The organism is Spongiivirga sp. MCCC 1A20706, from assembly GCF_046524175.1.
GTDB lineage: Bacteria > Bacteroidota > Bacteroidia > Flavobacteriales > Flavobacteriaceae > Spongiivirga.
Genome location: NZ_JBEFZF010000007.1, coordinates 134,195 through 156,866 on the forward strand (window position 1 = coordinate 134,195; position 22,672 = coordinate 156,866).

24 protein-coding genes are annotated in these 22,672 nt (G+C 35.7%); 14 read left to right on the forward strand and 10 right to left on the reverse strand.

Annotation, left to right across the window (positions count from 1 at the left end):
* Positions 1–2: 2 nt before the first annotated feature.
* Entirely contained in the window at positions 3–887 is an 885-nt protein-coding gene (locus ABN763_RS16195; protein ID WP_410486543.1) for an alpha/beta fold hydrolase, read from the reverse strand.
* 123 nt (positions 888–1,010) lie between these two features.
* Here ABN763_RS16195 and ABN763_RS16200 point away from each other — a divergent pair, with 123 nt between their 5' ends.
* The 6 genes from ABN763_RS16200 to ABN763_RS16225 all read left to right on the forward strand — a co-directional run bounded on the left by ABN763_RS16200 (position 1,011) and on the right by ABN763_RS16225 (position 5,636).
* On the forward strand, positions 1,011–2,132 hold the full coding sequence (locus tag ABN763_RS16200) for a DUF547 domain-containing protein (RefSeq protein WP_410486544.1): 1,122 nt from the start codon (positions 1,011–1,013) through the stop codon (positions 2,130–2,132).
* Positions 2,125–2,868 (forward strand): TIGR04283 family arsenosugar biosynthesis glycosyltransferase, encoded by a 744-nt coding sequence (locus ABN763_RS16205; protein WP_410486545.1) that lies wholly within the window; start codon positions 2,125–2,127, stop codon positions 2,866–2,868. The genes ABN763_RS16200 and ABN763_RS16205 overlap by 8 nt, the downstream gene beginning before the upstream one ends.
* A 59-nt stretch (positions 2,869–2,927) precedes the next feature.
* Complete coding sequence (locus ABN763_RS16210; protein WP_410486546.1) at positions 2,928–4,061, forward strand: helix-turn-helix domain-containing protein; 1,134 nt, start codon at positions 2,928–2,930, stop codon at positions 4,059–4,061.
* 121 nt (positions 4,062–4,182) lie between these two features.
* The gene (locus tag ABN763_RS16215; protein ID WP_410486547.1) at positions 4,183–4,575 is read left to right on the forward strand and encodes a hypothetical protein; all 393 of its coding nucleotides are present in this window, start codon (positions 4,183–4,185) and stop codon (positions 4,573–4,575) included.
* A complete protein-coding gene (locus ABN763_RS16220) occupies positions 4,575–5,069 on the forward strand; it encodes a hypothetical protein (RefSeq protein WP_410486548.1) in 495 nt (164 codons plus the stop codon). Before ABN763_RS16215 ends, ABN763_RS16220 begins: the two co-directional genes overlap by 1 nt.
* A 3-nt stretch (positions 5,070–5,072) precedes the next feature.
* Positions 5,073–5,636 carry a YceI family protein gene (locus ABN763_RS16225; RefSeq protein WP_410486549.1) on the forward strand — a complete coding sequence of 188 codons (564 nt, stop codon included), beginning with the start codon at positions 5,073–5,075 and terminating at the stop codon, positions 5,634–5,636.
* Here ABN763_RS16225 and ABN763_RS16230 read toward each other — a convergent pair.
* The 6 genes from ABN763_RS16230 to ABN763_RS16255 all read right to left on the reverse strand — a co-directional run bounded on the left by ABN763_RS16230 (position 5,633) and on the right by ABN763_RS16255 (position 11,783).
* Complete coding sequence (locus ABN763_RS16230) at positions 5,633–6,892, reverse strand: POTRA domain-containing protein (RefSeq protein ID WP_410486550.1); 1,260 nt, start codon at positions 6,890–6,892, stop codon at positions 5,633–5,635. The genes ABN763_RS16225 and ABN763_RS16230 overlap by 4 nt on opposite strands.
* Positions 6,892–7,623 carry a hypothetical protein gene (locus ABN763_RS16235; protein WP_410486551.1) on the reverse strand — a complete coding sequence of 244 codons (732 nt, stop codon included), beginning with the start codon at positions 7,621–7,623 and terminating at the stop codon, positions 6,892–6,894. The genes ABN763_RS16230 and ABN763_RS16235 overlap by 1 nt, the downstream gene beginning before the upstream one ends.
* Positions 7,613–8,620 (reverse strand): glycoside hydrolase family 113, encoded by a 1,008-nt coding sequence (locus ABN763_RS16240; RefSeq protein WP_410486552.1) that lies wholly within the window; start codon positions 8,618–8,620, stop codon positions 7,613–7,615. The genes ABN763_RS16235 and ABN763_RS16240 overlap by 11 nt, the downstream gene beginning before the upstream one ends.
* A gap of 65 nt (positions 8,621–8,685) precedes the next feature.
* On the reverse strand, positions 8,686–9,963 hold the full coding sequence (locus ABN763_RS16245; protein WP_410486553.1) for a POTRA domain-containing protein: 1,278 nt from the start codon (positions 9,961–9,963) through the stop codon (positions 8,686–8,688).
* Positions 9,964–10,035: 72 nt separating this feature from the next.
* The gene (locus ABN763_RS16250) at positions 10,036–10,992 is read right to left on the reverse strand and encodes a hypothetical protein (RefSeq protein ID WP_410486554.1); all 957 of its coding nucleotides are present in this window, start codon (positions 10,990–10,992) and stop codon (positions 10,036–10,038) included.
* A 77-nt stretch (positions 10,993–11,069) separates the two neighbouring features.
* Positions 11,070–11,783, reverse strand: coding sequence for a DUF547 domain-containing protein (locus tag ABN763_RS16255; RefSeq protein ID WP_410486555.1), 714 nt, complete (start codon positions 11,781–11,783; stop codon positions 11,070–11,072).
* A gap of 268 nt (positions 11,784–12,051) precedes the next feature.
* On the opposite strand from ABN763_RS16255, the gene ABN763_RS16260 reads away from it, so the two are divergent.
* Positions 12,052–13,344, forward strand: a complete 1,293-nt coding sequence (locus ABN763_RS16260; protein ID WP_410486556.1) for an NAD(P)/FAD-dependent oxidoreductase — start codon at positions 12,052–12,054, stop codon at positions 13,342–13,344.
* Positions 13,345–13,403: 59 nt separating this feature from the next.
* A complete protein-coding gene (locus ABN763_RS16265) occupies positions 13,404–15,182 on the forward strand; it encodes a 4Fe-4S binding protein (RefSeq protein ID WP_410486557.1) in 1,779 nt (592 codons plus the stop codon).
* Positions 15,183–15,296: 114 nt separating this feature from the next.
* Here the strand turns inward: ABN763_RS16265 and ABN763_RS16270 are convergent, their stop codons facing one another.
* Positions 15,297–15,488, reverse strand: coding sequence for a cold-shock protein (locus tag ABN763_RS16270; protein WP_410486558.1), 192 nt, complete (start codon positions 15,486–15,488; stop codon positions 15,297–15,299).
* A gap of 203 nt (positions 15,489–15,691) precedes the next feature.
* Between ABN763_RS16270 and ABN763_RS16275 the strand changes: the two genes are divergently transcribed.
* Positions 15,692–16,222 (forward strand): 5' nucleotidase, NT5C type, encoded by a 531-nt coding sequence (locus ABN763_RS16275; protein ID WP_410486559.1) that lies wholly within the window; start codon positions 15,692–15,694, stop codon positions 16,220–16,222.
* A gap of 58 nt (positions 16,223–16,280) precedes the next feature.
* Positions 16,281–17,090 (forward strand): hypothetical protein, encoded by an 810-nt coding sequence (locus ABN763_RS16280; protein ID WP_410486560.1) that lies wholly within the window; start codon positions 16,281–16,283, stop codon positions 17,088–17,090.
* A gap of 147 nt (positions 17,091–17,237) precedes the next feature.
* Here the strand turns inward: ABN763_RS16280 and ABN763_RS16285 are convergent, their stop codons facing one another.
* Positions 17,238–17,627, reverse strand: coding sequence for a DUF2784 domain-containing protein (locus tag ABN763_RS16285; protein WP_410486561.1), 390 nt, complete (start codon positions 17,625–17,627; stop codon positions 17,238–17,240).
* An 83-nt stretch (positions 17,628–17,710) separates the two neighbouring features.
* On the opposite strand from ABN763_RS16285, the gene ABN763_RS16290 reads away from it, so the two are divergent.
* Genes ABN763_RS16290 through ABN763_RS16305 form a run of 4 tightly spaced genes read left to right on the forward strand, consistent with a single transcriptional unit; the run spans position 17,711 to position 21,868 of the window.
* Entirely contained in the window at positions 17,711–18,184 is a 474-nt protein-coding gene (locus tag ABN763_RS16290; RefSeq protein WP_410486562.1) for a toxin-antitoxin system YwqK family antitoxin, read from the forward strand.
* A complete protein-coding gene (locus ABN763_RS16295) occupies positions 18,181–18,870 on the forward strand; it encodes a glycosyltransferase family 2 protein (RefSeq protein WP_410486563.1) in 690 nt (229 codons plus the stop codon). Before ABN763_RS16290 ends, ABN763_RS16295 begins: the two co-directional genes overlap by 4 nt.
* A complete protein-coding gene (locus tag ABN763_RS16300; RefSeq protein ID WP_410486564.1) occupies positions 18,870–20,411 on the forward strand; it encodes a cellulose synthase family protein in 1,542 nt (513 codons plus the stop codon). Before ABN763_RS16295 ends, ABN763_RS16300 begins: the two co-directional genes overlap by 1 nt.
* Positions 20,411–21,868: a mannosyltransferase gene (locus tag ABN763_RS16305; RefSeq protein ID WP_410486565.1), complete on the forward strand. Its 1,458-nt coding sequence runs from the start codon at positions 20,411–20,413 to the stop codon at positions 21,866–21,868. The genes ABN763_RS16300 and ABN763_RS16305 overlap by 1 nt, the downstream gene beginning before the upstream one ends.
* On the opposite strand, the gene ABN763_RS16310 is transcribed toward ABN763_RS16305, so the two are convergent.
* Entirely contained in the window at positions 21,865–22,671 is an 807-nt protein-coding gene (locus ABN763_RS16310; protein WP_410486566.1) for a phosphodiester glycosidase family protein, read from the reverse strand. The two genes, ABN763_RS16305 and ABN763_RS16310, sit on opposite strands and share 4 nt — an antisense overlap.
* Position 22,672 lies beyond the last annotated feature (1 nt).

Genomic DNA, 22,672 nt, shown 5'->3' on the forward strand with positions numbered 1-22,672 from the left:
AATTAATCGTGGAAATGGTTGTTATAAAAATTAAAATAATGCTCTAGAACCTGCTTCGGAGCTTCCGTTTGTGGATAATGTCCTATTTCAGGCAAATCTACTACTTCGCAATTTGGTATTAGTCTGCGAACTTCTTCTGATAAATGAGCTCCTGAAATCGGGTCGGCATTACCATCGATCAATTGCAAGGGCACAGGACATTGCTGCAAAGCTCCCACCCAACGATCTTTATGCTTTACCCTTTCAGCCATATATCGAATCAACTTATGAAACACATATTTTCCCTTATTAAATTCGATCAAACTGTAAAATTCTTCAATCTCTTCTTCGGTTGGCTGTGTGTTGTCCCCGAAGATATTTTGAAAAGACTTCCTAAGTTTTCCTTTATTTAAGAACGGTGTAATCAATAACCCGAATGGACTCATTAATGCTTTTTGAATAGGAAGCGGTCTATGCACCCCTGCAATAATACCTCCATTTAATAAACTTACTGATTGTATTTCTAATCCGCTTTCATTCGTATTGATTCGATCAATGTACCTAGCCAACAACTCCTGCAATACAGTATCGCCAAAATCATGCGCCAAAACATGCACTCTCTTAATGTCCTTTGTGGCTAGAAGCTCCTCAACAAGGTCGGCTTGATCTCCTATGGTGTAGTGGTAATTTTTAGGTTTATCAGAAAACCCAAACCCTATATAATCGGGGGCAATTAAATGAAATTTCTCTGATAAAGACTCCCAAACAGTATTCCAATCCCAACTAGCCGTAGGAAAACCATGAAGTAATAATAACACTTCTTTCTTTGGAGTAGATTCTTGATAAAAAATTGAATACTTCTTATAATTAAAATGGGCTCCGTTAGCCTTCCATGTTGATAATTTCAAGATAGTTTTACTTTAACTGAATAAATAATTGAACCTTCCCAACGTAATTTACGTACTTATTGTAGTGATGCAAATTGTAAGGATGATTTATTCAAGCAGACTGAACGAAAAAATGAAATTGAAATGAGAATTACCCAAATACTCTTTTTAGCCTTAATAGTTACTGCTTGCGGAAGTAGTAAGAAAGTTGCTGAACAAACTAACGAACCTACGATTGAATCCACTCAAGAAAAAACTCAAAGTGGTCCAAAGGTAGAACCTAATCCTCGTGGACTTGAAAACAATATTAAAGTTCTAGATATTTTTCAAAGAAACATCGATCTTCCAATGGAAAAAGCAATAGAAAAAGAACTATTGCCGGACAACATTAAAAAAAGAGATTCCATTTTTGCCTCCGTTGATACGCAAATTGAATCGTACAAACAACTAGGAAATGTGGCAAAAGTGGAACAGCTTATGCGCTTTAAAGAGTTGGTTGGAAAAATATCAGACAAAATAACGAAAAGTCAAATGAGCGAAGAAGTTGTTGAAGAAGTAGTAGAAGAAATGCCGGAAGACAACGATATTGAAGTGACTGAAACAACACTTGAAGCAATTGAAACCGCTTTTGACCATGACGTTTTTGATGAACTACTTAAGAAGCATGTTTCTGATAAGGGAAATGTGGACTACAAAGCTTTCAAAGCAGATCGGACGAAGTTAAAGACTTACCTAACGGCATTGTCAACTAATATGCCGAAAGAAGACTGGAAACGAGAAGATGTTTTAGCTTATTGGATTAATGCATACAATGCATTTACCATTAAACTAATTATCGACAACTATCCAACAAAAAGTATAAAGGATATTAAAGATCCTTGGGGAACGCGATTCTTCAAATTAGGCAAAAAATGGTACAATCTCAACGAGATCGAACATCAAATTCTTCGAAAAATGGATGAACCTCGTATTCATTTTGCCATTAACTGTGCATCAGTTTCATGTCCTCAACTATTTAACGAAGCTTTCGTTGCAGATAGATTAGAAGACCAACTTGTAAAAGCGACTAAAGGCTTTTTACAAGATACTTCTAGAAATGAGATAACCACTAATCAACTTAAGGTCTCTAAGATCTTTAAATGGTTTAACAAAGACTTTAAAAAAGATGGAAACTTGATAGATTTTCTAAATAAATATTCTGAAATCGTCATTGCCGATAAGGCGAAAGTTAGTTATAAAGATTACGATTGGAATTTAAATGAATAAGATATCAATCATTATCCCCATACTTAATGAAGCCGAAAATATTGTTCGGCTTCTCGAATATTTATTAGCGAATTCTTCTCCTAGAAATATCGAAGAAATATTAATTGTGGATGGAGGGAGCACCGACGGGTCTGAACAGGTCGTGCAAAACTTCAAATCGCAATGGACCAATACAAAAAAAGAAGATCTCGCTAGTGTACTATGTGACATTCGCATAATACCTTCAGAAAAAGGGAGAGCCCGCCAAATGAACATTGGAGCCAATGAAGCTAAAGGATCACTATTATACTTTTTGCATGCCGATTCGCTGCCTCCTGTAAATTTTGATCAAGCGATTATCGAGGCAGCAAACGAAAATGCGAGCGCCGGCTGTTTTCGCATGAAATTCGATAAAAATCATCCTGTACTTAAATTTAGCCAGTGGTTTACCCGATTTAATCTAAGAGGTTGTCGCGGTGGTGATCAATCACTGTTTATTACTAGGTCACTTTTTAAAGCACTTAACGGCTTCAATGAAGACTACATTATTTATGAGGATTCCGAGTTTATAGGCCGTTTGTACGATAAAGGGGAATTTACAGTAATTCCTGATTATGTGACTACATCCTCACGACGTTACGATACCAATGGTACTTGGCGCCTTCAATACCACTTTACAGTCATACATTTAAAAAAGTTCTTTGGTGCTTCTCCTGATAAATTATACCAATACTACAAACAAAACATAGCTGGTTAAAATCATCATTTCTGAAAGTTTAGTATATTCATCAACAAATCGTCAATCAGGAATTTTAAATGAGTACAGTTGAAACCTTAATTGTCATTTTGTTGGCCGTTGGGGCAGTTCAAGGAATTGTTTTTGGCATCAGCTTACTTCGAAGCAGTGGCAGCAATAAACAAGCAAATCGATTTCTAGCTGCTATACTATTTTTATTGTCGTACCGACTTTTAGTTCAAATTATTAGACTGTTTGGCTTAGGGCATTATGATACCTGGTATTACTTTACAATTGACCTCAGCTGGGTTATTGGACCCCTCATTTATTTTTACATTAAGGCCTTAGTGACACCAAATTTCAAACTAAAAAACAACCATCTTATTCATTTTATACCGCTAGTGATCCAAATTGGATTCAGCATTTTTGTACGCCTACAAAACTTATATTGGGATGGTACACGTGAAAGTTTATCGTGGTTAGGCTATTACGGTTATATGGTATGGATGAACAACTCAACCATCTATGTCGTTGCTTCTATCATGATTATACTGTACACCATCAGGGCGGAAAAAATTCTGAGCACTAATATTTCTGTTTATGAAATTGACCCTGCTCGCGTAAAATGGATCAAAAAAATCGCGTTAGCCTTGAAGATTTTCTTTGCACTTATGTTGATTGTGCTAATAGTCGATTTTGTAGTGAATGTGTTAAAAGACGGAATAAGAATGTATTTTTATTTTACCCGATTTTATTTCTATCCCTTCTTTATTGGTATTTCTATTTTAACCTATTGGTTAGGTGTAGAAGGATATCGCCGAAAAGATATTTCTGGTATCACTATCAAAAAAGAGCTGTCAGAGGATAAAAAAGAGCAGCTAGACGCCATTGCCAAAAGACTCAACAGCGCAATGACTCAAGACAAATTGTATAAAGATGCCAATTTGAATCTATCAACCCTAGCTGAACGACTCGATACCAAACCCTATTTACTTACACAATGCTTAAATCAATTATTTAATAAAAAGTTCAGTGATTATGTAAATGAATATCGCATTGAAGAGCTTAAATTGCTTTTAGGCGACCCTTCAAACGATCAATTTACATTGTTAAGTCTTGCTTTTGAAGTAGGGTTTAATTCAAAGGCATCATTTAATCGTGCGGTTAAAAAAATTACAGGTAAATCTCCAAGCTCTCTAAAATCAGCCATTTAAAGATCTCATTTTCTTAATTGAAACCTATAGTACGTATCAAAAAGGTCTCATTTTTTTGATTGAAACGACTGGTAGACTTCTTCGCTTCATCTTTGCAGTATCAATTTTAAATTCTAAAAAAATGAAACAGTCATTACTAATAGTCATTGTAGTTATTTTCGGGATTACTACTTCTGCAAATGCGCAAACTAAAGCAGATACTTCCCAATTGGTTGGCACCTGGAAACTTGATATGAGTCCACAAGACAAAACTGATAACAATTTTGCCGTAATGCGAATCGAAACAGTAAAAGAAAACTCGTTTACAGGTATTTTTTACAGAGAAGGCGTACCTATTACAGAAGCACGAATCAATACCCAACTAGGGATTGTTTACGGTGCATTAGTTTCAGGTGACAATAGTGGAGACTACAACACAAGTTTTTATTTGAAAGATGGCGTATTGCATGGTAGCACACACTCTTTAAAAAAGGACTTCTTGGCCGTATGGACCGCAACTAAACATTCAAAATAATGAGAGTATTAATCGTCATAATATCAGCCGTATTTAGTATTACCCTAAATGCACAACGTGACTGGACAGGACCAACAGGAAATGAAACCTTGCCTAATAAACTGGAAGGTTTAGAAAGAGCCATAGAGGTTATTCATTTTCCAAAACAAAACGATCCTATCAAGATCGATAATACCTACTATTGGAAACATATGACTTCTATTTTGTGTAAACAAAGTGATATTACCATTTCGGAATATGGGGCTTATTTATTCTATGATGGGAAATGGAATCTTAGAAAATCATATCCTTTAAAGGAATTAGACAAAACTTTCGGAACAAAAAAGCAAAAAATGAAACAAGCCGAGCCCTATACATGGGTCAAAAACTGGCGGGTTGATAATAACCTATTTGGCGGTTGGGCCATGTGGTACTTTATAGGAAAAGACAGTACCGGAAAAACTGTTTGCGGTTACGAAACGATAAACACCACGAATAATCTTTTAAACAAATAGCAAATGAAATATTTAATAATTACCCTGATAGCATTGATGCTTAGTGTGAATTGTAATGCACAAAAATTCAATCTTAAAAATAAGAAACAACAAGTCGAGTGGACAGGAAAAGCTGCCTTTAAAGCGTACTCATTAACGGGCACATTAACTTTGGAAAAAGGAACCATTCAAATAACAGATAACATGATCACAAAACTTGAAATTATCGTTAATATGAAAAGCTTAGATCATGATAATAGCGATTTGAAATCACATTTACGAAGTGCCGATTTTTTTGATGTTAACCAATACAAGAAGGCGGTCTTCAAACTGGTTAAACCAGTTGACATAGGCGGTAAAACTATTACGCTAAATGGTATGATGACCATTAAGAACAAAACGAACGAGGAAAATATTAAAGCTGTACTAACTCAAAATGGTAATACCATCAAGCTATCATTTGATCACAAAATGGACAGAACAACTTACAATATAAAATATAATTCACCGAGTTTTTTCAAAAGCTTAAAGCAAAATGCCATTGCTGATGAATTCGCTTTAAAGGGAACGATAAACTTTGAAAATTAGAAATATTGTCCGATACCAAATACGATTCCACGAGTATCATCATTTAAGATACCATAACCGTAATCAATTCTAAAAATGGCGTTATAAATTCGCTTATGAATAAACCGAAGGCCTAGACCGGGGAATAACCTAAAATTATCAGAATCCCAAAAATCGCTCAATTGTCCGCCGGGATTTCGCCAGGTTCCGGCATCAACGAAAGCGTTACCTTGTAAGACAAACCACCCTTTTTCAATAAGGGTATGTCGATATTCGGTGTTAAACACCAAAGAAGCTGTCCCCCTGTCAATAATATTACCCACTCCTCTAATATTTAAGTTATTATCAACAGAAAAAGGGGCAAAAGGTGTGTCTTCATTACTAGCTAAGCCAAATCGAAAGCGGTTAGCCCAATTCCCTTTTTCGCCCACGCGAGCATAGTAAAAGAAATCATTCCAACCAATTGCAAAATCATTTTGAAACTGATTTTCTGAGGTTACAAATTGCAAGTAGGTTCTGTTTTTAATTCCTGATAAGAAATAATAATCGTACTTGACATTGTTGTATTCATAATTGGCTTTCAACATCCACTTTTTAACCTTCAGCGCTCGCGGTACGGAAGGATCTGTAGCACCTTCGAGGTATTGAAAATCTTCCGAAAAATAGTTGATCCCCAACTTCAAATTATTCTGAAAGTTAATTTCGTAGGTCCCCAATGTTTCAAAAGACTTATTAGAATATTTATATTGAGCTGTTTGGTTATTAAAAAATAGTGGTTCTCTACTCGTCCAGTTTTGATGATTGATTTCTAACCCCAATTTATTGGAAAACAAGTAAGGAGCCCTAAAATTAACTCCATAACCATCGAAGCCGTTGTTCTGGTAAAATCCGCCAATGGTAATATTTCTACCTAAAAAATTAAAGTCAGATAAGCCAATCTTATAAGCAACATCACCTTCATTAACCGTCCAAAGATTAATACTGGGTATGATTGTAAAGTTTTCGCTGATTTCGTAGGTCACAGTATAATCATTTTCATTGGTATTCACCCTGTAAGTTGCATGGGCAATACCGTCGAGTCTGCGCAGCTTCAAAATATCATTTTCTAATAAAACAGAATCAAGAACAGCACCTTCTTTAAGCTTTATTAATTTCTTAATAAAGCTTGTTTTTGTCTTCTTATTTCCTTCGATAAGAATTTGTTTTACCTGATATTCCTGTGCTACCATTGTCGTGCAAGCAAGAAAGAAAAGAAAGGCGGCAAAGGTTAGTTTCATTATTCTGCTATAAAAGCATCTTGAAATACTGTGTTTACCCAATTATCGATACTTACAGCCATTACTGTAATATTATAGATATCGTCAGCTACCAAATCTGGCGGCGAACCTTGAGTTACATTTAGTACAACATTGTTTAGCTTATAATATTGAAAAAAGGTGTCATTAGTATATGTACCCGAAATAAAATCATCAGCAGCATCAGAAACCACTTGAAAATAAATAGCGGTATCTTCTTGTTCCTCCCAGCTAAAAATTGGCATTAGGGTCGCCGATTGATCAATTGCTATCTGATCGGTCCACAAAGTTGGTTTGTTATTTTGTTTAAGACGAATGGGGGTTGACGTATGGATTTCTCCATTCTCTTCAAAACTAACGATCACCCAAACCTCCTCATTGATGTCTAGAATAAAATTTTGAAGTGATCCCCCGAATACATCGTTCGATTGATTAGCAATAAATTGATAATTATTAAAGTCGTTTTTATCAAGATTGGTGTCAATAGAACCGTATAGTTTAAAGTTCTGAGCACCGGGGCGCGGATAGAAAAAGATCAGTATTTCATTAGAATCATCAGGACTACTGGCAGCACATGCAATGACATTATCTCTTTGAACAGTCAATCCAGATGCCTCAATATCAGCCGCTAAATTGTCAAAAGTAACCTCAACATCAGGACTACAACCCCAAAGTACTAAAATGACGATAATGACTAATTTCTTAATATGCACTGTTTTTATAAAATTTTCGTATCAGCTCTTCAGCCGGTTTATTTTGTGGTGTAAACTGAGCGTTTTCAATTCCGCCCACTCTGTCATGCTTGTCAAACCATTTCCATAAAAACCCTCCGGCAAACCAATCTTCTGACCAAAACTCATCGTAAATTGCTTTAAGTCCGTTTTCTTGGGCTACCAGATTTACTTTCTTCATTTCCCGACTAAAATCCCATGGTCTTTTCCCTGAATAATCAACACTTCTATATCCATATTCAGTAAATAAAACCGGTTTCTTTACTTTTTCATACAGGGCTTTAATTTTGGGTTTATGGTTTTTCCAACCAGCCTTTAAAGTTTCAATGGTCGGTGTAGGATTTGGACATAATGGAAAATATGCATCTACTCCTATAAAATCTACTTTATTCCAAAAAGAAACCTTATCAAAAGTATCCCAATTTTCAGCATAGGTTAGCTTCCCTTTGTAGATACTTCTTACTTTGTCGATTAAATTGCTCCAAAATTTCGGTCGGGCACTAACAAATTTATTTAATTCGGTACCAATACATAAAATATCGGCGTCGATCTCAGCCGCCAGATCGGCATACTCTAGGATAAATGCTGAATATGATTTTTCGAATTTTTGCCAATCTTCTTCCGTATTCATGACAATTGTTCCTGTAAATTCCCCATTCCAAACCCATATTTGGGGTTTGATCATGATCTTTACACCTTCAGCTTGGTACAATTGGGCAGTTTTTTTTACTCCGACACGTCGTTCTCCCCACCACTGTCTTTCAACATTAAAACGAATATCCGTCGCATTAATGTTTTTCATAAAACCAAAGGGCATTAAGCAAACAGCATTGGCATTGACATCAAGCACCGGTTGTATCTGTTTTTTAGTAACAACATCGCTACCTCCAACGAAGCTAATGCCATTCAATTTTACTTTTTGTGCTTCACAACCGGTTACATGAAACACCATAAACAGAATAAGAATAGTTTTGCGCATGATGCTAATTTAGCATCCATTTTAAAAATCCCTTTTAAATATGTGTTAAAACGCATTGAGCTGATTTAAAAATATTGCCCAATACCAAAAACCAATCCTTGTGTCGCATCGTTACCAACACCAAAACCATAATCTAACCGAAATACCGCATTAAAAATGCGTTTATGAATAAATCGAATACCCAAACCTGGATACAATCTGGTAGAAGTGCCATCAAACAATTGTGAAAAATCCTCTCCCGGATTCCGCCATGTTCCTGCATCTACGAAAGCATTACCCTGTAGCACGAACCAACCCTTTTCGATAAACGTATGTCGGTATTCAGTATTTAATGTAAGTGCCGCCGTACCTCGATCGACAGTATTACCCACCCCACGAATATTTAGCTGATTATCAAGCGTAAATGGTGCAAAGGGGTTATCGTTATTTGATGCATAAGCAACTCGCAGTCGGTTGGCCCAATTTCCTCTTTCTCCCACTCGTTGAAAATATTCAAAATCATTCCGGCCTATGAAAAAGCTATCTAAAAAGGCCTCGCTTTCATCACCTGAAACAAACCGAATATCCAGTAAGTTTCTAAAACCGGAAACATACTGATAATCGATGTCGATGTCGTTATATTCATATTCGCCACGAAATGTAATTCTATCAGCACTTAGATTAGCAGGTTTATCAGCAGGAAGATCACCTTCACTTTGTTCGGGCAAAAAGGAGTACTCTTCTTTTGAAATAATTGCTCCTATCTGTGCATTGTGATAAAAATTGAATTCGTAGGTAAACAACGCTTCAAAAGCTTTGCTATCAAATCGATAATTTAACTCCTGTTCAGGAAAAAATACCGGTTCTTGATTGACATTATTTTGATAGTTAATGCCAAAACCAAACTTGTTTGTAAAAAGGTATGGTGCCTCCCAAAAGAAACCGTATGAATCGAACTCGTCGTTTTGATAAAACCCGCCAATCAATTGATTTTTTCCGAACAAATTAAATTCGAATGCCGATAATCGATATGAGAATTCATCATTGTTATCTGTTGCAATTCGCACCCCAGGAATAATTGTAAAAGCCTCGACAATGTTGTAGGTAAGCTCGTAATTCCCACTTGCATCTTTTTCAAGCTTAGAAGTAGCTTTTGCTATACCTGGAAGTCGATTCAGCTTCTCAACATCAGTTGCAATCTTTACTGAATCATAGACAGATTTAGGCTTCACCTTTATTAATCGCCTAAGAAAACCTTCATCGGTTCGTTTTAATCCTTCAATATTTATTGTAGTGATGCTTGACTCCTGAGCCTCAGTAATTGCTACACAAAACAGCATCATTATAAAAACTAATCTCTTCATAATAATCCAAAAAAAAGCAGGACAGCCTATGTTATTTCATATACTATCCCGCCAGCTAATTCATACTTTTCTCTAGAAAACGGCTCTTAGTCCTAAGTTGAAGGTTTGACCCAATCCTGTATCATTACCTCTCACAAAATTTGTGTATAAGGCTTCAACATTTAGCTCGTTGGTAAGCTGGTATTTAGCACCGCCACCAACGGCTGTAAAGTCTTGTGAAAAGTCATTACCTAAGTCAATAAGTTGTGAATGCTGCACCAGACCTAATACGGTAAACTTTGAACTTGGAAAGTAGCTTAAAAACACCCCCGGAGTTAAACGCAAACTATTATTTGCAAAACTTCCTTCAATGGTATTTCCATTTGCATCACCTTCAGCCTCATTACCAAAATTGAATTCTGAGTTAATCTCAGAAAAAATCTGCCACTTGTTCCCTGGAAAAGTATAATCATAGAAAAAACGATTTTGCCAAATCCAACCATTCTGATCTAGAAAAACAGCATTTCTTTGAGTCACACCTGTATTTAAATCAACCAACCCATCTTCTGTTTCTTGATCAACTAAAGGAATGAACAGTGAAGACTGAATTGAGAAATTACCCACATTTTTGAAGGGCACAAACTTTATTGAGGGCGCGATTGAAGTAAACCCACTACGAGCACTTCCAGACTCACCATCAAATTTAAATACATCCAATGCGTCTCGACCGCCAATTACGTTAGATCGGAACTCTAGGATCAACCCTAAATTCACTCTTTTGTTTTCCGAAACTCCTGTATAGGCTTCTACCGTAGAAGTGAAAAATGTATTTCTTGCAATATCTCTTTCTGATCCGTTTGGACCGAAAAGATCTTTAGTTTCGGTATATAGGTTATTAAACCATTTGATATCGTATTGTCCTTTTGCAATAAGCTTTGAAGGTGTAAGTGTTTGAATAACAGAACCTTGATTATCGTCATCATCCTGTCCAAAGGCAAATGAGGTTGCTAATAGTAAACCTAGTGCTAGTATTTTATGTAATCGTTTCATTTTTAATTGTATTTACCTTTCCCTAGTCTAATTTTCAACTGGGGCAGTGGTTGTTTATATAGTATTTTAATTGATTTTTATTTAATATCGTTCAGTTTCCAATCATAAGGATAGTATGAAACCTTAGCCTTTGCATCTATTGGTACTTTTCTAAACTTGTTAATGTAATCTACCTCTGATCCGTTTTGAGTAAAGTCGCCTTTATACCACTCAAATATTTGTGATAACTGCACCTTCTTTCCTTTAACTTTTATAAATGCAGGGTTATTTAAAGCGATCTCTGTTTGGCGTTGTAGTTGCGCTTCCAAATTCGAAGGAGTATACGCTTCGTTAATTATTGGAGGGCAGCCTAAACCGGCGCATACCAATACAAAATGAAAACGTGCTTCCGACTTAAAATTAGCCCGTAGTAATTTATTTTCAATATCATTTAAAGTAATCTGTTTACCTCCTATATCGTGTTTAGTCTTATCGAAAAAGCCCTTAATATTTAATGGTGATTTTGTTGGATACTTTTTTACGATGCCGTTGATAACGGATAGGTTATAACCGTTAATCCAAAAAGCCTGGTACGTTTTTGCATCACTTTTACTTACTGTGATCTCTTTTGCAAGCTCGACAAGCTCATTCAATCCTTCAGGGTTCGCTTTGATTGCCTTATAATTTACTTTGCCATTTGTTACATGTTTACCAAAGAAGGTATCTGCCTTAGTAAAAAACGTATCTATATTTTGAGCGATGCCAAAGGTGCTTACCAGCATTGCTATTATTAAAAGTTTATATGATTTCATTTTGATTGCTTTTCATTTTTTCAACAACAGCTATGTCGAAGCTTACCCCAATCGACTTACAAAAAAAATTAACTATTTTTAGAAAAAACGCTTTTCCACAGTAATTACGAACCTGCTCGTAATCAAGTTGATTTCCTTACACTTACGGGCTTTATTTAAAATTCTTCTAAATAGTTAGGTCAAACGTAAAGTTCTTATCTTTAGTTTCGACACAAGGTGCATCAAACTATGGTTAGCCTCTTTACTAATCAAACACAAACCAACTAATATGGAACATATTGTCATTATCGGTAATGGTATATCAGGTATCTCTGCCGCAAGACATATCAGAAAATTATCCGATAAAACCATCACTGTCATTTCAGCAGAAACAGACCATTTCTTTTCACGTACCGCCCTAATGTATGTATACATGGGTCATATGCAATTTGATCATATTAAGCCGTATGAAGATTACTTCTGGGAGAAAAACCAAATCAATCTTAGACGTGGTTATGTGAACAAAGTTGATACAGACAAAAAGGAACTTCTACTTGATAATTATACTACTATCCAATATGATAAGTTGATTATCGCTACCGGATCTAAACCCAATAAATTTGGTTGGCCCGGTCAAGATCTGCAAGGTGTACAAGGATTGTATTCAAAACAAGATCTTGATTTACTAGAGCAAAATACCAAAGCAATCAATAGAGCGGTCATTGTTGGAGGAGGATTAATTGGAATCGAGCTAGCGGAGATGTTGCGAAGTCGAAACATTCCGGTTACCTTTTTGGTTAGAGAAAAAAGTTTTTGGAACGGTGTACTTCCGGATGGGGAATCAGAAATGATTAACAAGCATATCCTTGAACATCATATTGATCTTCGTTTAGCTTCTAACTTAAAACAAATTATCCCTGACGATAATGGTCGAGTAAAAGCAATAGAAATACAAGAAACAGGAGAAATTATTGATTGCCAGCTGGTCGGCCTGACCGCAGGGGTATCTCCAAATATTAGTTTTCTTAAGGATTCTGGTATTGAATTAGGGCGGGGTGTTAAAGTCAACAGACTACTTGAAACTAGCGCACCCGATGTATACGCTATTGGTGATTGCGCAGAGCAACATGAGCCAATTGGTAACAGGCGACCTATTGAAGCAGTATGGTATACGGGCCGTATGATGGGTGAAACAGTAGCGCAAACCATATGCGGTAACCCCTTGGAATATAAACCTGGGCACTGGTTTAACAGCGCTAAATTTTTAGATATAGAGTACCAGACCTATGGCTGGGTATTTTCTAAACCCCGTGAAGGTGAGCAACACTTTCATTGGATGCATAAAGACGAAAAAAAATGCATAACCATAAACTACGATATCAATTCTAGAAAATTTATTGGAATCAACAATTTCGGAATTAGAATGCGTCATGAGGTTTTTGACAAATGGCTTACGGAAGAACGAAGTGTTGACTACGTTTTAGAAAACCTAAAAGAAGCCAATTTCGATCCAGAATTTTTCAAAAAACACGAAAAAGAAATTCTACAAGCATTTACTAATCAAAGTTTGCAAATCGCATAAATCCAATAAACTAATTACAAATAATCGCTGTTTCAAACAGAACGTTCAATAAAAAAATCATGAGTAATAAGATAGATTACAGTATGTCATTGGCAACACCAAATCCGTTAGCTACAAGTACTGTTCAAAAAATAGCACTAGCACTAGGACTTACAGGATTACTTATTCTAATGCTGGGTGTTTTTAATTATACCCTTCCAAATAGTGGAACCTTTTTGACCATTGGTATTCTATTATTGTCAGGCGGCATTGTAGGCTACGCGTATGATCTTTACAGAGGCCACCCTGAAGGCATAAAAAACAATCAAGTATGGCAAAAAAGCATTTCTAGTCGCGGTTTCTGGGGCTGGGCTACGGGTGTAATTTTGACCACTTTTTATATTATTCTTTATTTCTATCCTTCGTATCTAGGTTTGGGTAGTGATGGCAAAGCTAACTCGGGGGTCGTGGCCTTATTCGATCCCTTGAGTATGGTTTTAAAAGGGCAAGCTGCTAGTCAATGGTTTGTATATGGAACATTATACACCGTAGCAATTTTGGCCTTTGGTTATAAATTTATTTTAAAATACCGTCATAATCGATACCAAATAGTACGAACTATCTCTGTAATGTTTTTCCAGTTAGGTTTTGCATTTCTAATTCCGGAAATAATGAGTGGATTAAATAATGGGGGCAACGGTGCTATTCCGTTTTATGATCTTAAAAACATGTGGCCACTTAATTATTACCTTTTTTATGATTGGAATATAAAAGGGCTTTTAAATGCTGGAACTATAGGTCTAGCCATGTTAATATTTGGTGTTGTCACCATATTCATCATTAGTCCAATATTAACCTACTTTTACGGAAAACGCTGGTATTGTAGCTGGGTTTGCGGTTGTGGAGGTCTCGCAGAAACTGCCGGAGATTCTTTCCGTCAGCTATCAAGTAAAAAAATGAGTGCTTGGAAATTCGAGCGTTGGTCTATTCACGTTGTTTTGGTGTTTGCGATTTTAATGACAGTTGCTACGGTTTACAGCTTTTTAGGAAAAAACAGTGCTATCATGATTGAAAAAAATCAATTAATACTAGCGTTATCAATTGTTGTGGTCGCAATCATGGCTGGTGTTGTCATTTTAGCTGCCAAAAAAAGCACAAAGATCATTGCTGGTCTTATTGGACTTTTAGCATTGAGTAATCTTAGATGGGGATTTTTAACTAGCGCGAATGAGGTTTCTTACGGGGTACCTTCACAGTCTTTTTTCACCTACTTTGTAGTTACCATATTCGCTTTAACCCTGGCGGTATTATTTTATTTTAAAAGAAAGGCATTTGATAAAGATGCTAAGTACACCGCTATATCTATAATTGTCATTATTGGCGGCATGTTATTGATGAACCATTTTATGGATGCTAAGCACTTGTTTAATATCCCACATTACAAACTACAAAAAACATATGGTTTTTTAATCGGTTCTGTATTTTCAGGAGTTATTGGTACTGGTTTCTATCCTATTTTAGGAAACCGTTCATGGTGTCGTTTTGGTTGTCCAATGGCGGCAATGTTAGGAATGCAACAACGCCTGTTCTCCAGGTTTAGAATTTCCACCAACGGTGGTCAATGCATTTCATGTGGTAATTGTAGTACCTATTGTGAAATGGGAATCGATGTTCGCTCATATGCACAAAAAGGAGAAAACATAGTACGTTCTAGCTGTGTAGGCTGCGGTATTTGTTCTGCCGTATGTCCACGTGGTGTACTGAAACTGGAAAATGGAAAAGAAGAAAATCGAATTAACCCAAACGAGATTTTATTGGGTAATGATGTTGACCTAATGGAGTTGGTGAATAATAAATAAGACTAACGTATTTCAGAAAATATCAACCTCTCTATTCTGTTATAGGGATCTTAACAATAAAAAAGCCCTGACGGTATCGTTAGGGCTTTGTTTCTTAAAGACTGAAAGTATATATTATAGTACTTTTACGTTTACTGCGTTTAATCCTTTTTTGCCTTCTTTTAAATCGAATTCAACTTCATCGCCTTCGCGAATCTCGTCGATTAATCCAGAAATGTGAACGAAATGCTCTTTTCCAGATCCTTCTTCAACGATAAAACCAAAACCTTTGGTATCATTAAAGAATTTTACTGTTCCTTTACTCATGGTAAAATATTAAATTAATTATGTTACAAAGATGCATCTAAATATCCAATAAATTACTATAAATCTGTTATTTAATTATTTGGAAACATGCATTAAATGCTCAAAACCAGTCTATAAACAGGTGAAATTTGATACAAATTTCATTCTTATACTTAAATTTTAATGTCATCATTAGGTATCTTCATCTGGTAAAAACCAATTTTATGATCATTTTTATTGATATGGATGAAGTGATTGCAGATGCTTATGAAGCATTTATCACTAATTACAATGCAGATTTTAATGAACAGCTTACCATCGAAGATTTTAAAGGTGCTGAAGCTTGGGAGATTATTCCGCAAGAGCGTAAAAAACAAATGCGAAAATACCTGTATACCGATGGCTTTTTCAGAAGCTTTAAACCTATTGAAGGTAGCCAAAAGGCTCTTGAACAACTTTGCCAAAACCATGAGGTTTATATTGCTTCAGCGGCAATGGAATTTCCCAATTCGTTAAGAGAAAAGTCGGACTGGTTAGATGAATATTTTCCATTTATTCATTGGAAAAATCGCATTTTATGTGGAAATAAGTTCATACTGGACGGCGATTTACTTATAGACGACAGAGCATATAACCTTAAAGCTTTCAAAGGCCATTCACTACTTTTTACATCACCCCATAACATAAATGAAAATGGTTTTCCAAGGGCAAATACTTGGGAAGAAGCTTTAGCATTTGTTGATAGTATAAGCTAACGTAATATACTATAAAACAGGACGGTTCCGTTGTATCATTATAAAACCCAATTTTGTTATGACGAAAACCAACACCTACATTATTAGCCTATTTGTGCTACTACTCCACTTTTCGATAAGCTGTTCAGAAGAAGATACTGGTCCAACAGAAGATTCGCAAGAGGAGGCTGTTGACAACAATGACCCAAATGATGGGGGAAACGACAACGGGGACAACAACGATGGCAATAGTAATAATGCCGGAAATGACGAAAATCAAACAGCAATTAATTTAGAGGCAAAACCAGAATATCTCGTTGACCAAAGCGGAGCACAACAATGGGGTGATTTTGTGACTTTAAATGCCTTTAAAATTGACGGTAGCCCTGCGCAAATAGTATATGACACCCAATTTCAAGACAAAGGATTCGGGATTAAGGGTGCTCGCTGGGATCAAATAGATTTTTATAAAATGTACCAAGGTGAAGAAGTAAATGCAAGTGAAGTATTGGAAATCACCTTCGTGTCTGGCGTAAATAATGTTGTGATCACAGTTGGTATGATGGGACTTAATGAAGGTATTGGCGACGATGACGAAACAGGAAAATGGTCAGGATTCGATGCAAATGGAGTAAAAATAGCAGAAGGTGTACTTGGACCCGATGAAAGCAATTTAGGCCCTGAAGTCAAAATTGGTGGTTATGGTCAATATCCTTTTGATCTAAATGCCGATCAACCGCTGTTTAAAATTATAATTGAAGCAACCGGATTTGGTTATGGTGAAGGCGACCCTAAAAATGTAAACAGTTATGATAATGAAAGTGGTAATAAAGAAAATAACTCCGACTTTAATATCATGGCTCTTTCATTTACAAAAGCTAATGAATAATACACGGAACCATTATAAAAAGTAAAAAAGCTCATGATTTAAAAATCATGAGCTTTTTTGTGTCGTATCCATAACAATACGTTGTAGGCTAATTCAAAGTAATTTACGATTTGGGGTCGTATATATATAAAACAACTGAAAATTAATTTACCCTACCTGCTTACCCATTTTTTTTAAAAAGTTAGCATAAACAGATGCTATGACAGCAAATGAGATACCAGCAATAGTACAAATATCAACCAAATTACCATCAGGCAACCAACCCGAAATTCTGTAAACTAAATAAGCAATATAACTTTTAGGAAGATTTGTTTCTCCCATTTTATAAAGTATATCATAGTGCCAATCGGTTATCGGACAGTACCCGAAACCTTTCCAGATTCCTAAAACTATCCATGAAAACAAGGTAAATATTAAGGTAATGAAATTCAGTTTTCTTGTTTTTTTCCAAATCCACCCGAATACATTAAACAGAATCAGTATGGTATGAAATACTAGGAAGAAATAATGAAACAGCTGTAACTTAAATTCACTCATACCTAAAAATAATAAACTTTGCAGTTGTTGTTAGGTTGATATTGGTTGTTTCGTCTAAACCATTGTCAGTATAATTAACAACCATGTTTCAAAAAGTTACCTTCCTATTACTTTTCTGCCTAAACCTCGGCCCAAATAGCAATTACGAAAAAACATATCATGACAATGGTAATGTAGCTTCTGAAGGTTGGAAAATGGGAAATAACAAGGTTCGCTATTGGAAATACTACCACCCAAATGGACAAATAGCAAGTGAAGGTCATTATAAGGCCAATAAAAAACAAAACTATTGGTACTTTTACCACCAAGAAGGTTTTAAGCAAAAAGAAGGTCATTTCATTAATGACAGGCCTAGCAAATGGTGGTCTTTTTATGACAAAACGGGTACACTCATTCATAAATGTCAATTACAAAATGGCATAAAAAACGGGTACTGTTTAATGTATAAAAAAAAGAAGATCGTCTCAGCGGAGAAATATCAAAATGGTAAGAAAATAAATGAATGGTTTGATTTTAAAAGCTTTAAACGAGACAACAACTTATCTGATCTTAAATGACACATATTAAAGTCATTATTCCCGCATTTAATGAAGCGGACTCTATTGCGAAAGTTATCAATGAAATTCCCGACCATGTAAATGAGATCATTGTCATTAACAATGCATCAACCGATGATACGGCCGAAAATGCCGAAAAAGCGGGAGCAACAGTTTTAACAGAACTTAATAAGGGCTATGGCTACGCTTGCTTAAAAGGTATGCAATACATCGCAGAACAATCTATAAAACCGGATATCATCGTATTTATTGATGGAGACTATTCTGATTATCCGAAAGAACTCGATAAAATTATAGCTCCTATAATTAATGATGACGTCGATTTTGTAATAGGAGCCAGAAAAAAGCAATTACGAGAAAAAGGATCAATGACGCCGCAACAGCATTTTGGTAATTGGCTGGCAACCTTTTTAATGAAAATACTGTTTGGGGCAAAATTTAGCGATCTTGGTCCCTTTAGGGGGATTAAGTATAACAAGCTTTTAGCACTGCAAATGGAAGACAAAACATATGGATGGACCGTTGAGATGCAACTAAAAGCTATAAAGCAAAAATTAAGCTATGTTGAAGTGCCTGTGCGTTATAAAAGACGAATAGGAGTCTCAAAAGTTTCAGGAACCATAAAAGGTGCTATATTTGCAGGCATAAAAATTCTGGGTTGGATTTTTAAATACAGTTTTAAATAATGTCAGACGACACCATATATTCGATTAGTTTCCTCCTATTGGTGATTTATTTAATTTCGCTAATACTAATCTTTTGTTATGCATTGGCACAACTTAATCTGTTGTTCAATTATTTGCGTTCAAAAAAGAAAGAAGATCAAGGAGCAAAATTTGACCTTTCTAAACCGGAAGAGGTACCGCATGTAACTATACAATTACCGCTGTTTAACGAGCTATATGTAACGGAACGATTGTTACAGAACATTGCCAAAATCGATTATCCGAAAAATAAGCTTGAGATTCAGGTATTAGACGATAGCACCGACGAAGAAGCAGTAAAAATTGCAGCTACACAAGTAGCCGAAATTCAAAAACAAGGAATCGACATACAGCATATTCAACGTACTAATCGTGAAGGTTTTAAAGCAGGAGCTTTAAAAGAAGGATTAATAACAGCTAAAGGTGAGTATGTTGCCATTTTTGATGCTGATTTTCTCCCTGAAGAAGATTGGTTAAAGCGAACGGTTCCCCATTTTAAAGATCCAGAAATTGGGGTGGTACAAACACGCTGGTCTCATATTAACAGAGAGTATTCGTTACTTACTAAAGTACAAGCATTCGCGTTAGACGCGCATTTTACGTTAGAACAAGTAGGAAGAAATAGCCAGGGCCACTTTATTAACTTTAATGGTACAGCGGGTATTTGGCGGAAAGAATGTATTATCGATGCGGGTAATTGGCAGGGAGATACCTTAACCGAAGATCTTGATTTAAGTTACCGTGCTCAACTAAATAACTGGAAGTTTAAGTATCTGGAAGATGTTGAAACTCCAGCTGAGCTACCAGTAGTTATTAGTGCAGCACGCACACAGCAATTTCGCTGGAACAAAGGCGGCGCCGAGAACTTTCAGAAAATGCTTCGTGAGGTTATTCATTCAAAAAATATCTCATTTAAAACAAAGGTACATGGTATTTTACACCTATTAAATAGTACCATGTTCTTAAATGTATTTATTGTAGCAGTATTAAGTATACCTATGTTATATGTAAAAAATTACTTTGCAGATTTACAGGGTTATTTTATTGCTATGAGTTTCTTCATTATCAGTACGATTATCTTTTTCATTTGCTACTGGGTAATGTATAAAAATATTAAAGGAGAAGGAGGCTTTAGCCGCTTTATTGAATATGTACAAATGTTCTTCACCTTTTTCTCTGTAGCAATGGGTTTTTCACTACACAACTCAATCGCCGTAATTGAGGGACACATTCGCAAGCGAAGCGAGTTTGTTCGTACACCAAAATTCAATATCAAGAGTTTAACCGATTCTTGGAAAGGAAATAAATACCTAAGAAAGCGACCATCTGCCAATGTTATTGTAGAAGGTGCACTTGCATTATATTTTGCATTCGGTATGGTCAGCTCATATTTAGTGGCTTATGTTGGTGAAGGAAAAGTAGACCCTAGTCTTCATTACGACTTCGGACTTTTTCCATTCCACCTAATGCTGTTTATTGGTTTCGGTTACGTTTTTCTTAAGTCTATTACTTCAAAAGCATAATGAATTTGTGGAGGTTGCATAAACTTCCCATTTTATACGCACTGCTTTCTGTGCTGTTTTATGTTGTTTTCGCCTATGATCTTGAACGTCACGAGTTAGTAAAACTATGCGGTTTATACGCGGGCTTGTTTCTTTTCTTTTACAAGATTATTCAAACTTCCAAAGCAGATTTTAAACTCCTTTTAGGATTCGCAATTTTACTACGTTTAGTTTTTCTGATAGCGACTCCTAATTTGTCACAAGATTTTTATCGTTTCATATGGGATGGTAGGATGATTGTCGCCGGTTACAATCCCTATTTATACCTGCCAAAAGATCTGATCGCTACAGGATCTGCACCTATTGCACAAGCACAGGAATTATTTAATGGCATGGGAAGCTTAAGCGCTCGCAATTATACCAACTACCCTCCCATTAATCAGTTTTGTTTTACTATTGCCGGCTTATTTGCAAGCAAAAGTATTGTAGGCGCTACCATTGTTTTGCGACTGTTAATCATTCTTGCTGATGTTGGTACGATCATTATCGGAAAAAGATTGCTTGAAAAACTTAATCTTTCCACTGATCATATTTTTTGGTTTGGATTAAACCCATTTATCATTATCGAACTTACAGGAAACTTACATTTTGAGGGAGTGATGATTTTTTTCCTTCTGCTAGGATTGTATCTTTTGTATCAAGGTAAATGGGGTTGGTCAGCAATTGTCATAGCGGCTTCTATATCCGTCAAATTGATTCCCCTTTTACTGCTACCTATATTCTTTCAATTTTTCACAAAACATAAAGTTGTCGATACAATAAAAGGTGCTATCAATATTGGGAATGAGAAACACCTCATCCCTCCCGATAGTTATCGGGACTCTCCTCGAGAAGAAGGGAGCTTTTTTTCAAAAATCCTAAAACTTGTTGCCTTTTATTTTATCATACTACTAAGCATTCTTGTTCTATTCATTCCATTTTTATCATCAGAATTCCTTGATAATTACCAGCAAACCATCGGACTGTGGTTTAGTAATTTCGAATTCAACGCCAGCCTATATTATATTGCTCGAGAAATAGGATACACTTTTAGAGGGTATAACGAGATAAAAATCATTGGTAAATATATTCCGCCCATTGCCATTGCCATCGTTTTATCAATCACTTTTTTTAGGAATAATACTAGTTTGAGAAATCTGATTACGGGAATGTTACTTGCGCTCAGTTGTTATTTCTTCATTTCTACTACCGTTCACCCTTGGTATATTGCCACACCCTTATTGTTAAGTGTGTTTACAAAATATCGATTTCCTTTGGTTTGGAGTTTTGTCGTTGTATTAAGCTATACGGCATATGCAAACGACAGCTTTAAGGAAAACTTGTGGTTTATTTCGGTGGAGTACCTTTTAGTGTTTGGCTTCTTTTTCTATGAAGTGTTTTTTAAAAAAACTGATGGACTAGAAATAAGCGAAGGCTAGTTCTTTTTACTAATACCAATGACATTAGGAATTCTCCAAAAGAAATTATTATCGTCATTTTCGTTAAATCCGGTTTCATAACTTCCCATATTCGCTATTTGAATATTATTATGATCTACATAAAATGATGCCTCAGGACCGCCTTCCAAATACATCAAATTATACAAGTCAATAGGTGCATCTAACAGCATTTTGATAAAATCATATACCGTATAAGGGCTTCTGCTAAATACAAATAAGGCATTACCATTTGTATCCTTACCAATAGCAGCCATGCTCCATTTTTTTGCTTGCTTACCCCAACGGTTTTTCTGATTACAGTCAACCATCCGTATCGATTGAGAAAAGGAGTGGTATTTATCTTTCAACTCCTCCCAATTTTGACAAGTCATATCGATAATTTGAAACTCAGATACACTATCATCTTTTCTGTTAAAGGCGACAATAGTGTTGTTTTTATTAAGCCTACTATTATTGATATTATCAAAATTACGCATGTAACCTACGTTGGTTCTATGATCTTGCTGATACATGCCTGCATTTATTACTGCAATTTGATTATAAGTTGAAGCCCACTTTTTAGCCGTCAAGGGTTTAATTTTCTTTTGTTTGGCCGTTAATAAATTAAATTGATAATACTGGGGATCGATTTTTAAAATCGATATGTTGTTATTACCAATATCGGACTTAATAGTGGCATCAATCTCAGCATAGTGCAAACCTTCGTCCAGTTGTTGCCATTTGATTTGGCCAATCACTGAATACGAAAAAACAAAGAGGAAAATTAGAATGAGGCTTTTCATC

What these genes read in the sequence shown, in the direction of transcription:
- ABN763_RS16290 (WP_410486562.1), top strand. Translation starts at nt 17,711, where the DNA reads ATGTTTCAAAAAGTTACCTTCCTATTACTTTTCTGCCTAAACCTCGGC.
- ABN763_RS16250 (WP_410486554.1), bottom strand. Translation starts at nt 10,992, where the DNA reads ATGAAACGATTACATAAAATACTAGCACTAGGTTTACTATTAGCAACC.
- ABN763_RS16265 (WP_410486557.1), top strand. Translation starts at nt 13,404, where the DNA reads ATGAGTAATAAGATAGATTACAGTATGTCATTGGCAACACCAAATCCG.
- ABN763_RS16255 (WP_410486555.1), bottom strand. Translation starts at nt 11,783, where the DNA reads ATGAAATCATATAAACTTTTAATAATAGCAATGCTGGTAAGCACCTTT.
- ABN763_RS16200 (WP_410486544.1), top strand. Translation starts at nt 1,011, where the DNA reads ATGAGAATTACCCAAATACTCTTTTTAGCCTTAATAGTTACTGCTTGC.
- ABN763_RS16300 (WP_410486564.1), top strand. Translation starts at nt 18,870, where the DNA reads ATGTCAGACGACACCATATATTCGATTAGTTTCCTCCTATTGGTGATT.
- ABN763_RS16310 (WP_410486566.1), bottom strand. Translation starts at nt 22,671, where the DNA reads ATGAAAAGCCTCATTCTAATTTTCCTCTTTGTTTTTTCGTATTCAGTG.
- ABN763_RS16225 (WP_410486549.1), top strand. Translation starts at nt 5,073, where the DNA reads ATGAAATATTTAATAATTACCCTGATAGCATTGATGCTTAGTGTGAAT.
- ABN763_RS16240 (WP_410486552.1), bottom strand. Translation starts at nt 8,620, where the DNA reads ATGCGCAAAACTATTCTTATTCTGTTTATGGTGTTTCATGTAACCGGT.
- ABN763_RS16230 (WP_410486550.1), bottom strand. Translation starts at nt 6,892, where the DNA reads ATGAAACTAACCTTTGCCGCCTTTCTTTTCTTTCTTGCTTGCACGACA.
- ABN763_RS16215 (WP_410486547.1), top strand. Translation starts at nt 4,183, where the DNA reads ATGAAACAGTCATTACTAATAGTCATTGTAGTTATTTTCGGGATTACT.
- ABN763_RS16270 (WP_410486558.1), bottom strand. Translation starts at nt 15,488, where the DNA reads ATGAGTAAAGGAACAGTAAAATTCTTTAATGATACCAAAGGTTTTGGT.
- ABN763_RS16305 (WP_410486565.1), top strand. Translation starts at nt 20,411, where the DNA reads ATGAATTTGTGGAGGTTGCATAAACTTCCCATTTTATACGCACTGCTT.
- ABN763_RS16260 (WP_410486556.1), top strand. Translation starts at nt 12,052, where the DNA reads ATGGAACATATTGTCATTATCGGTAATGGTATATCAGGTATCTCTGCC.
- ABN763_RS16280 (WP_410486560.1), top strand. Translation starts at nt 16,281, where the DNA reads ATGACGAAAACCAACACCTACATTATTAGCCTATTTGTGCTACTACTC.
- ABN763_RS16210 (WP_410486546.1), top strand. Translation starts at nt 2,928, where the DNA reads ATGAGTACAGTTGAAACCTTAATTGTCATTTTGTTGGCCGTTGGGGCA.
- ABN763_RS16245 (WP_410486553.1), bottom strand. Translation starts at nt 9,963, where the DNA reads ATGAAGAGATTAGTTTTTATAATGATGCTGTTTTGTGTAGCAATTACT.
- ABN763_RS16295 (WP_410486563.1), top strand. Translation starts at nt 18,181, where the DNA reads ATGACACATATTAAAGTCATTATTCCCGCATTTAATGAAGCGGACTCT.
- ABN763_RS16285 (WP_410486561.1), bottom strand. Translation starts at nt 17,627, where the DNA reads ATGAGTGAATTTAAGTTACAGCTGTTTCATTATTTCTTCCTAGTATTT.
- ABN763_RS16205 (WP_410486545.1), top strand. Translation starts at nt 2,125, where the DNA reads ATGAATAAGATATCAATCATTATCCCCATACTTAATGAAGCCGAAAAT.
- ABN763_RS16220 (WP_410486548.1), top strand. Translation starts at nt 4,575, where the DNA reads ATGAGAGTATTAATCGTCATAATATCAGCCGTATTTAGTATTACCCTA.
- ABN763_RS16275 (WP_410486559.1), top strand. Translation starts at nt 15,692, where the DNA reads ATGATCATTTTTATTGATATGGATGAAGTGATTGCAGATGCTTATGAA.